This window comes from Pseudomonas sp. RW407 (assembly GCF_003176655.1).
Lineage (GTDB): Bacteria > Pseudomonadota > Gammaproteobacteria > Pseudomonadales > Pseudomonadaceae > Pseudomonas > Pseudomonas delhiensis.
Genome location: NZ_QGSL01000107.1, coordinates 1497761 through 1507870, shown reverse-complemented (window position 1 = coordinate 1507870; position 10110 = coordinate 1497761). Strand labels below are relative to the sequence as shown.

The 10110-nt window shown below is 68.6% G+C and carries 5 protein-coding genes; 3 read left to right on the top strand and 2 right to left on the bottom strand.

The window, feature by feature from the left end:
* A partial coding sequence (locus DK254_RS34645) for a retention module-containing protein (protein WP_218281467.1) occupies positions 1-2636 on the bottom strand: 2636 nt, incomplete at its 3' end.
* Positions 2637-3103: 467 nt separating this feature from the next.
* Between DK254_RS34645 and DK254_RS30950 the strand changes: the two genes are divergently transcribed.
* From DK254_RS30950 to DK254_RS30940, 3 genes are all read left to right on the top strand, one after another.
* A complete protein-coding gene (locus DK254_RS30950) occupies positions 3104-4462 on the top strand; it encodes a TolC family outer membrane protein (protein ID WP_089394630.1) in 1359 nt (452 codons plus the stop codon).
* Positions 4463-4567: 105 nt separating this feature from the next.
* On the top strand, positions 4568-6730 hold the full coding sequence (locus DK254_RS30945; RefSeq protein ID WP_089394629.1) for a type I secretion system permease/ATPase: 2163 nt from the start codon (positions 4568-4570) through the stop codon (positions 6728-6730).
* Positions 6731-6734: 4 nt separating this feature from the next.
* Entirely contained in the window at positions 6735-8081 is a 1347-nt protein-coding gene (locus DK254_RS30940) for an HlyD family type I secretion periplasmic adaptor subunit (protein WP_089394628.1), read from the top strand.
* A gap of 331 nt (positions 8082-8412) precedes the next feature.
* Here DK254_RS30940 and DK254_RS30935 read toward each other — a convergent pair whose 3' ends face one another.
* The gene (locus DK254_RS30935) at positions 8413-10074 is read right to left on the bottom strand and encodes a SulP family inorganic anion transporter (RefSeq protein ID WP_177412122.1); all 1662 of its coding nucleotides are present in this window, start codon (positions 10072-10074) and stop codon (positions 8413-8415) included.
* Positions 10075-10110 lie beyond the last annotated feature (36 nt).

The window sequence follows — 10110 nt, the reverse complement described above, 5'->3', positions numbered from 1 at the left end:
GCCACCTTGTTGCCCAGGTCCAGGGACGCCGTGGAGCTGGCCTTGTCACCGTCGTAGTCGGTGATGGTCGCGGTGGCGTCCAGGCTGACCAGGCCGGTACCGAGGAAAGCCTGCTGCGCAGCATAGTTGCCGGTGGCGCCGGGCAGTGCGTGATCGATCTCGGCATATTGCGTGAGGGTGACGTTGCCGCTGCCGTCCACTTTGAGACTGAAAATGGTGTTGCTGGCGTTCACACCACCTTCACTGCTGGCAGTGCTGCCGATGATCTGGCCGTTCTGCTCGTACAGATAAATCTTCTGTCCGGTGCTGTTCAGGCCTGACTGAGTGCCCTCGGCCACGTCCAGTTTCAGCGCGTAACTCCAGCTCACAGAGGCCGGGGCATCGGCGCCGGCGCTTTGCGAGGTGATGGCGAAAGCTGCGGCGAAGCTGGTGGTCGCAGTGTCGAAGTTGCTGCCGATAGTGTCCGCATCCTGGGTATGCAGCAGCACCGGGGCATTGCCACTGAGGCCTACGCTGATGCTCGGGCCGTCGTCATCGAAGGCCACCTTGCCGCCCAGGTCGATGCTGGCGCTGGACGAGGCCTTGTCACCGTCGTAATCGGTGATGGTGGCGGTGGCCTGCAGGCTCACCAGACCGGTCCCCAGGGGCGCCTGTTGCGCCGCGTAGTCGCTGGTCGAGCCCGGCAGCGCATGGTCGATCTCGGCGTACTGCGTGAGGGTGACGTTGCCGCTGCCGTCGACCTTCAGGCTGAAGATGGTATTACTGGAATCCACCCCGTCTTCGCTGCTGGCGGTGCTGCCGATGATCTGGCCGTTCTGCTCGTACAGGTAGATTTTCTGCCCGGCGCTGTTCAGGCCTGACTGAGTGCCCTCGGCCACGTCCAGTTTCAGCGCATAGCTCCAGCTCACCGTGGCCGGGCCGTCGGCGCCGGCGTTCTGCGAGGTGATGGCGAAGGCCGCGGCGAAGCTGGTGGTGGCGGTGTCGAAGTTGCTGCCGAGGGTGTCGGCGTCCTGGGTCACCAGGCTGCCGAGCTGCGCGGTGCTGGCGCCGATGCCGATGCTCGGCCCGTCGTCGGCGAAGCCGATCCGGCCGCCCAGGTCCAGGTTCTGGCTGGCGCTGGCCGGGTCGCCGTCGCGGTCGGTGATGGTGACGCTGCCCTGCAGCTGCACCAGGTCGTTGCCGAGGGAGACGTGCTGGCTGTCGAAGCCGCTGGTGTCGCCCGGCAGGGCGTGGTCGATGGCGGCGTACTGGGTCAGGGTGACCTTGCCGCTGGCGGCGTCCACCGCCAGGGTGAAGACGGTGTTGGCGCTGCTCACCGCACCGGCGCTGGCGGCCGTGGAGCCCACCACCACGCCGCCGATCAGGTAGAGGTGGATGCCCTGGCCGCCGCTGCTGAGCCCCGAGGCCTCGCCCTGGCTGGTGACGTTCAGGCTGTAGTGCCAGGCCACGCTGCCGGCGCCGTCGGCGCCATAGGCCAGGGTGGCCTTGAAGGCGCTGGCGAAGTCCGCCGAGACGCTCTCGGAGGCGCCGCCGCGGGTGCCCTCGTCATGGCTGAGCAGGCTCGGCGCCTCGCCGCCCAGGGCCAGGCCGGCGGTGGGGCTGTCGTCGTTGACGAGGATGGCCAGGCTGCCGCTGGCGGGCGTGCCGTTGCCGTCGGTCAGGGTGTAGGGGACGCTGAGGGCGATGTCGTCCTCGACGCCGTGCTGCGGGTGGTCCAGCGGCTGCTGCAGGACCAGTTCGTAGGTGCCGTTGGCGAGGCTGGTGAGGGTCAGGGTGAAGACCGTCTGGCCATTGGCCGAGGCGGTCAGCACGTGGCCGTCGGGGCTCACGCTGTAGCTCAGGGCCACGCCGCCGGAGGTCAGCGCCGGCAGGCCGGTGGTGCCCCAGGCGAAAGTCCCGGGGCCGTCGGGGCCGAAGCTGTAGCCCAGGCTGCCGGAAGCGCTGGCACCCACGCCGGGCAGGTCGTCGTTGCCCTGGATGCCGCCGGGCAGGCCATCCTCATCCACCACGGTGGCGGCATTGCCCGCGCTCGGCACGCCATCGACGGGTGGCGCCGGCGGTTCCGGTGGTGTCGGCGGTTCCGGCGGGGGCGCCGCTTGGGCCTGCTCGGGGCTGGGCACGCCGTCGAACAGCCGCGGGAACAGCGGGCCGCTGGCCTGGGGCCCGGTGGGGAAGCCGATGTCCGGATCGACGCGGCCGCCGGTCTCGGTCAGCAGCACGAAGGAGTGCCCGCCGCCGGCCTTGGCGTTGCCGCCGGCGGAGAACGACGGACCGGCCGCGGTGGCCTCGGCGACCTGGCTCGGGTCCTGCCCGGCGGCGATGGCCGCCTGCAGAGCCTTGACGTCGGTGAGGTCCTGCTGGCTGGGCGTGGCCGGGGCCTGCGCCGGCGCGCTGTCCGCGTACTGGTGGTGGGCGGCGGCGACCAGCTGGCTGCTCATCGGCATCGAACTGTCGCGCCCCAGGGTGAGCTCGCCGCCACCGGCGATCGCCACGGCCACGGCACCTTCGTGCCCGGTCACCAGTTGTTCGCCGACGAACAGCTTGTCGCCCTGGTGCAGGATGCGACGCGAACCATCCGCGGCCACGGCGAAGACCTCGCCCACCGCCTTGCTGACGATACCTACCAAGCTGGCCATGACTGCATCCTCCGCTCACCGCCCGGCGCCGCCTCCGGCGGCACCCAAGACCTCCGAGTTGGCCATGCCGTCGATGGCGCGCAGTGATGCGTAGAGGGAAGCTGAAGCCTGGAGGCGCTTTGGCATCAAAAAGCCAGCGGATGAATCCGCCATTTTTTTGACCACGCTTGCTTCGACACTTCGCGGAACGCCCCGCCCTAGCCGCCTGAAACGTACATGGCTGTATCTGCAAGCCCTATTCGTCCCCATAGCCAAGAAAAATCAGGGTTTGCGGGTTTTACAATGTGCCGGTTTTCATAGGTGGCATAAGACTTTTTCTGAATATGGGATGTGAAAAATTCTTCTGAGCTTCTCGAAAAGTTGTTCTTAGCTCTGATGTTACAGGCGTGAAACGCTTGATATCAAAAATAAGCCAAGTTTTTGGCGAATTGAAAGAGCATCGAAGTCGAGAACACCAGGAGAACGCCATGCGCAGTCGTAACGCGACGCTATGGAGCGGTGTATTTCTGGCGGCCACCTGCGCTCAAGCCCACGCGATGAGCCTGACCCAAGCCATACAGAGCACCCTGCAATATCACCCGGAGATCAGCCAGAGCATGAACAGCCGGCTGACCGCAGACCAGGAACTGAAGATCGCCCGCGGCGGCTACCTGCCCACCGTCGATCTGCTGCTGGGTTACGGCCGCGAAGGCGTCGATAGCCCCTCTACCCGTCAGGAAGGCAACCACAACAAGGAAACGCTCAACCGCGGCGACGCCGAGATCCGCCTGCAGCAGATGCTGTTCGACGGCTTCGGCACGCCCAACGAGGTGGCGCGCAACGAGGCCAACGTCAATTCCAAGGCGTTCCGCGTCCTGGGCACTTCGGAGAACGCCGCGCTGCGCACCGTCGAGGTCTACCTCAGCGTGCTGCAGCACCGCGAGATGGTGACCCTGGCGCGCAACAACCTGCAGGCCCACCAACGCATCGGCGACCAGATCCGCATGCGCAGCCAGCAGGGCGTCGGCAGCACCGCCGACAACGACCAGGCCACCGCGCGCCTGGCCCTGGCGCAGAACAACCTCTACACCGAGGAAGTCGACCTGCGCGACGCCGAGGCCAACTTCTACAGCGCCGTGGGCAAGCAGCCGGACGAGCTGGAGACGCCCTCCACCGTCAAGGCCCTGGTGCCCGCCAGCATCAACCAGGCGCGCCAGGAAGTGCTGAGCAACAACCCGCTGCTCAAGTCGGCCCAGTCCGACGTCAACGCCGCCGAGAAGCAGTACGAGGCAGCCAAGGCGCCCTTCTACCCGCGCTTCGACCTGGAACTGTCGAAGGCGGCGAACAACAACGTCGACGGCGAAGTGGGCCACTACAACGACTGGGAAGCCCAGGTGGTGATGCGCTACAACCTGTTCAACGGCATGCGCGACAAGAACCGCCTCGGCGCCACCTCGCACCAGATCGACGAGGCCAAGGACGTCCGCGACAACGCCCTGCGCCTGCTCAACGAGAACCTCTCGCTGGCCTGGGACGCGATGGAGAACGCCACCAAGCAGACCGGACCGGCGCGCGAGTACGCCGACTACACCCGCAAGGTCCGCGAGGCCTACCAGCAGCAGTTCACCCTGGGCCAGCGCACGCTGCTCGACCTGCTGGACAGCGAGAACGAACTCTTCACCGCCAACCGCCGCTACACCCAGGTGCGCTACACCGAGGAGTACTCGCGCTACCGGGTGCTGGCCGCCATGGGCGCGCTGCTGCGCTCGCAGAACGTGGTACCGCCCCACGAGGGCGTGGCGCTGTCCGACGTGAAGACCGAAACACGCCTGCCCGACATGAAATGAGGCCCTGCCCGCCCCCGCTCGACGCCGGCCCCGCCGGCCGGCGGCGTTTGCGGGGCGCGGCGGCCCGCACGGGGCTCGAAGAAGCCCGGGAGAAGTAGCGTGACCATGATCATCCAGGAGCGCGGCAGCCCCGCCGCGGACGATCCCCGGCTGAGCCACGACGACCCCCTGCTCGACGGCCTGCTGATCCTCTGCCGCCTGCACGGCTGCCCGGTCAGCCGCACCAGCCTGAGCGCCGGCCTGCCGTTGCCGCAGCAGCGCCTGAACGCCGAGCTGCTGCCCCGCGCCGCGGCCCGCGCCGGCCTGCAGGGGCGCCTGCTGCGCCGCGAGCTGAAGGCCATACCGGCGCTGAACCTGCCGGTCCTGCTGCTGCTCGACGGCGGGCGCAGCGCGGTGCTGCGCCAGTGGGGCGCGGACGGCCAGGCGCTGATCCTGCCCTGCGAGACCGAGGGCGGCGAGCAGTGGGTCAGCACCGAGGAACTGGCCGCGCAATACAGCGGCCTGGCCCTGTTCGCCCGCCCGCGCCATGAACTGGAGGCGGCGCGCCAGCCGCTGGTGCCGCGGGTGGAGGCCTGGTTCCGCGACACCCTCAGGCTGTCGCGCTGGCTGTACACCGACGCCCTGGTGGCCAGCCTGCTGATCAACCTGCTGAGCATGCTGGTGCCGCTGTTCGTCATGCAGACCTACGACCGCGTGGTGCCCAACCAGGCCGTCTCCACCCTCTGGGTGCTGGCCAGCGGGCTGCTGCTGGGCACCCTCTTCGAACTGCTGCTGCGGGTGCTGCGCGCGCACCTGCTGGACATGGCCGGGAAGAAGACCGACGTGGTGCTCTCGGCCACCCTCTTCGAGCGCATCACCGGCATGGCCATGAAGTACCGCCCGGCCACGGTCGGCGGCTTCGCCCAGAGCATCCACGACTTCCAGGGCCTGCGCGAATTCCTCACCGCGCTGACCCTCACCAGCCTGATCGACCTGCCCTTCTCGCTGCTGATGATCCTGGTCATCGGCCTGCTCGGCGGCAGCCTGGTGGCGGTGCCGCTGCTGGCCTTCCCGCTGACCATCGGCTTCGCCTACCTGATCCAGGTGCGCCTGCGCGACACCGTGCAGAAGAGCCTGACCCTCGGCGCCGAGCGCCAAGCCCTGCTGATCGAGACCCTCGGCGGCCTGGAGACGCTCAAGGCGTGCGGCGCCGAGAGCGAGCGGCAGTACCGCTGGGAAGCCACCCACGGCGCCCTCACCCGCCTTGACAACCACGCCCGCTTCCTCGCCACCCTGGCCACCAACGGCACCCTGTTCGTCCAGCAGTTCGCCGGCATGGCCCTGATCGTCTGCGGCGTCTACGCCATCCTCGACGGCCAGCTCAGCGTCGGCGCCCTGGTCGCCTGCTACATGCTCAACAGCCGGGTGCTGGCGCCGCTGGGGCAGATCGCCGGGCTGATCACCCGCCACCAGCAGGCGCGCCTGACCATGAAGAGCACCGACGCGCTCATGGCCCTGCCCCAGGAACGCCAGGCGAGCCAGCGCCCGCTGGAGCGCACCCAGCTGCACGGCGCGCTGGAGATGCGCCAGGTGGAATTCCGCTACCCCGAGCAGAACGCCCCGGCGCTGAGCCAGATCGGCCTGCGCCTGGCCGCCGGCGAGAAGGTCGGGCTGATCGGCCGCAGCGGCTCGGGCAAGAGCACCCTGGCGCGCCTGCTGCTGGGCTTCTACCAGCCGGACCAGGGGCAGATCCTGCTCGACGGCCTGGACCTGCGGCAGATCGACGTGGCCGACCTGCGCCAGCAGGTGGGCTACGTGGCCCACGACCTGCCGCTGCTGGCCGGCAGCCTGCGCGACAACCTGACCCTCGGCGCCCGCTACGTCAGCGACGCGCGCATGCTGGAGGTGGCCGAGCTGACCGGCGTCAGCGAACTGGCCCGGCAGCACCCGGCCGGCTTCGACCGCCCGGTGGGCGAGCGCGGCCAGCTGCTGTCCGGCGGCCAGCGCCAGGCCGTGCTGATGGCCCGCGCGCTGCTGCTGGACCCGCCGATCCTGGTGCTGGACGAACCCACCAGCGCCATGGACAACAGCAGCGAGGAAGCCCTGCGCCGGCGCCTGCAGGCGTGCTGCGCGGACAAGACGCTGCTGCTGGTCACCCACCGCACCTCGATGCTCGCGCTGGTGGACCGGCTGATCGTCCTCGACGCCGGGCGCATCGTCGCCGACGGGCCGAAGGACGCGGTGATCGAAGCATTGCGCAAGGGCCATGTCGGCCCGGCAGCGGGGTGAAGCCATGAGCAGCATGCAACCGGCGCCGGGCTACCTGGGCGCACGCAGCGACACCGAGTTCATGCCCGAGGTCCAGGGCACGGTGCTGGAGGACTCGCCGCTGGCCGCGCGCATCACCCTCTGGGCGGTGCTCGCGCTGCTGGTCTGCGCGCTGGCCTGGGCGCACTACGCGCACCTGGAGGAAGTCACCAAGGGCGAAGGCAAGGCGATCCCCTCCAGCAAGGTGCAGACCATCCAGAACCTGGAGGGCGGCATCGTCTCGGAAATCTTCGTCCACGAAGGCCAGGTGGTGGACAAGGGCCAGACCCTGCTGCGCCTGGACGACACCCGCTTCGCCTCCAACAAGGGCGAGACCGAGGCCGACCGCAACGCCCTGGAAGCCCGGGTGGAACGCCTGAGCGCCGAGGCCGAGGGCCGCGAGCCGGCCTTCTCCGACACCCTGAAGCAGACCGCGCCGCAGGTGGTCGACGACCAGTTGCAGCTCTACCACAGCCGCCAGGCGCGCCAGGCCAGCGAGGTGAGCATCCTCCAGGAACAGCTGCGGCAGAAGACCCAGGAGCTGCAGGAGTTCCGCGCCAAGACCCAGCAGTACCGCGCAAGCCTCGGCCTGGTGCAGCAGGAGCTGAACATGTCGACGCCGCTGGTCAAGAGCGGCGCCATCTCCCCGGTGGAACTGCTGCGCCTGCGCCGCAGCGTGGTGGAGATCAACGGCGAGCTGAACGCCACCACCCTGGCCATCCCCCGCGCCGAGGCGGCCATGCAGGAAATCTCGCGGAAGATCGACGAGTCGCGCCAGGGCTTCCGCACCGACGCCCTGAAGGACCTCAACGAGGCCCGCACCGAGCTGAACAAGCTCACCGCCACCAGCCGCGCCATCGACGACAAGGTCAGCCGCACCACCGTGGTGTCGCCGGTGCGCGGCATCGTCAAGCAGCTGAAGATCAACACCATCGGCGGCGTGGTGCAGCCGGGCAGCGACATGGTGGAAATCGTCCCGCTGGAGGACAACCTGCTGGTGGAAGCGAAGATCCGCCCGCAGGACGTCGCCTTCCTCCACCCCGGCCAGCCGGCCACGGTGAAGTTCAGCGCCTACGACTACACCATCTACGGCGGCCTGAAGGCCAAGCTGGAGATGATCAGCGCCGACACCATCACCGACGACAAGGGCAACGCCTTCTACCTGATCCAGGTGCGCACCGACAAGAACCACCTGGGCCCGGACAACAAGCCGCTGCTGATCATCCCCGGGATGGTGGCGACGGTGGACATCATCACCGGCGAGAAGAGCGTGCTGGACTACCTGCTCAAGCCGGTGCTCAAGGCGCGCTGGGAGGCATTGCGGGAGCGGTGAGGGGGTGCTTTTGCTCTTCGTAGGAGCGAGCTTGCTCGCGAACCCTGACTCCCCGTGTTCGAGATAGTTCGTAGGGCGCATAACGCCTACGGCGTTATCCGCCGAATCGCGGACAAAGTCCGCTCCTACATCACCGGTTGGCAGTGCTTTTCGTAGGAGCGAGCTTGCTCGCGAACCGCATGGCACCGCGTTTGTTCGCGAGCAAGCTCGCTCCTACGAAGAGCATCTCGGCGCAGGCTGCAAGACAGTTGCTCCTACGAGCGTGCTTCTGGAACTGTAGGAGCGGACTCCGTCCGCGATCCGGCGGATAACGCCGTGGGCGTTATCCGCCCTACGCCGTTCCCACCTCTTCCACCGCCCCTTCGCAAGCCGCCAGCGCCAAGGCAAAACTGGCGTGGTAGTTCTTCCTGCCCACCGTCTCGACGATCCCCGCGCGCACCAGCTTGTGCCGGACCCGCGGGTTGGCCTCGCAGAGCTTCACCGTCACCCCGCGCTTGCGCAGTTGCTGGATCACCTCCTCCAGCGTCTGCATGCCGGTGATGTCCATGAAGGGCACCCGGCCCAGGCGGATCACCAGCAGCCGCGGGTCGCTGTGGGTCTTCGCCAGGGCGCGTTCGAAGGTCTCGGCGGCGCCGAAGAACAGCGGGCCCTCGATGGTGTACACCAGCACACCCGGCGGCAGCGTCGGCACGCCCTGGCCGCGCAGTTCGCCTTCCAGCTCGGCGCCGCCCAGTTGTTGCACTTCCACCGAGGAGGCCATCCGCCGCATGAACAGCAGCATGGCCAGGATCACCCCGATGTTCACCGCGATCACCAGGTCGCTGAACACCGTCAGGCCGAAGGTGATCAGCAGGATGGCCACGTCGGCCCGGGGCGCGCGGCGCACCATGCGCACGAAGTGGCGGGCCTCGCTCATGTTCCAGGCCACCACGAAGAGGATCGCCGCCAGCGCGCACAGCGGGATGCTGGAGGCCAGCGGGGCGAGGAACAGGATGATCAGCACCAGGGTCGCCGCATGGGCCACCCCGGCGATGGGGCTGTTGCCGCCGTTGCGGATGTTGGTGGCGGTGCGGGCGATGGCGCCGGTGGCGGCGAAGCCGCCGAACAGCGGCGCCAGCAGGTTGGCGATGCCCTGGCCGACCAGTTCCTGGTTGGAGTCGTGGCGGGTGCCGGCCATGCCGTCGGCGACCACCGCCGACAGCAGCGACTCGATGGCGCCGAGCATGGCGATGGCGAAGGCCGGGCCGATCAGCTCGAGGATCCGCGGCAGCGTGACCTCCGGCAGGCTCGGCGTCGGCAAACCACGGGGGATGCCGCCGAAGGCGCTGCCGATGGTGGCCACGCCGTCGAACTGGAACAGCGCCTGCAGCAGGCTGACCAGCACCATCGCCAGCAGCGGCCCCGGCACCCGCGCCAGGTACGGCAGGCGCGAGCCGTAGAGCACCGCGGCCAGGCCCAGCAGGGCCAGCAGGGTGGTCGCCGGGTGCAGCTGCGGCAGGGCCTCCAGCAGGTGCCAGAGCTTCTGGTGGAAGTGCTCGCCGGTCACCGCCGGCAGGCCGAAGAAGTCCTTCCACTGGCCGACCCAGATGATCACCCCGATGCCGGCGGTGAAGCCGACGATGACCGGGTCGGGGATGTACTTGATGACGCTGCCCAGGCGGGTGATGCCCAGCAGCAGGAGGATGGCCCCGGCCATCAGCGTGGCCAGCTGCAGGCCGTCGACGCCGTAGCGCGCGGTGATGCCGGCGAGGATGACGATGAAGGCGCCGGTGGGCCCGGCGATCTGCACCCGGCTGCCGCCGCACAGCGAGACCACCACGCCGGCCACGATGGCGGTGTACAGGCCCTGCTCGGGCTTCACCCCGGAGGCGATGGCGAAGGCCATGGCCAGTGGCAGCGCCACCACCCCGACGATCACCCCGGCGAGCAGGTTGCGCGGCCAGTTCTGAAGGTTCAACAGCCCGGCTTTCCAGGCCTCGCGTACGGCGATCATCAAGCACACCTCCTAAGAAGGATGCACATCAGATTA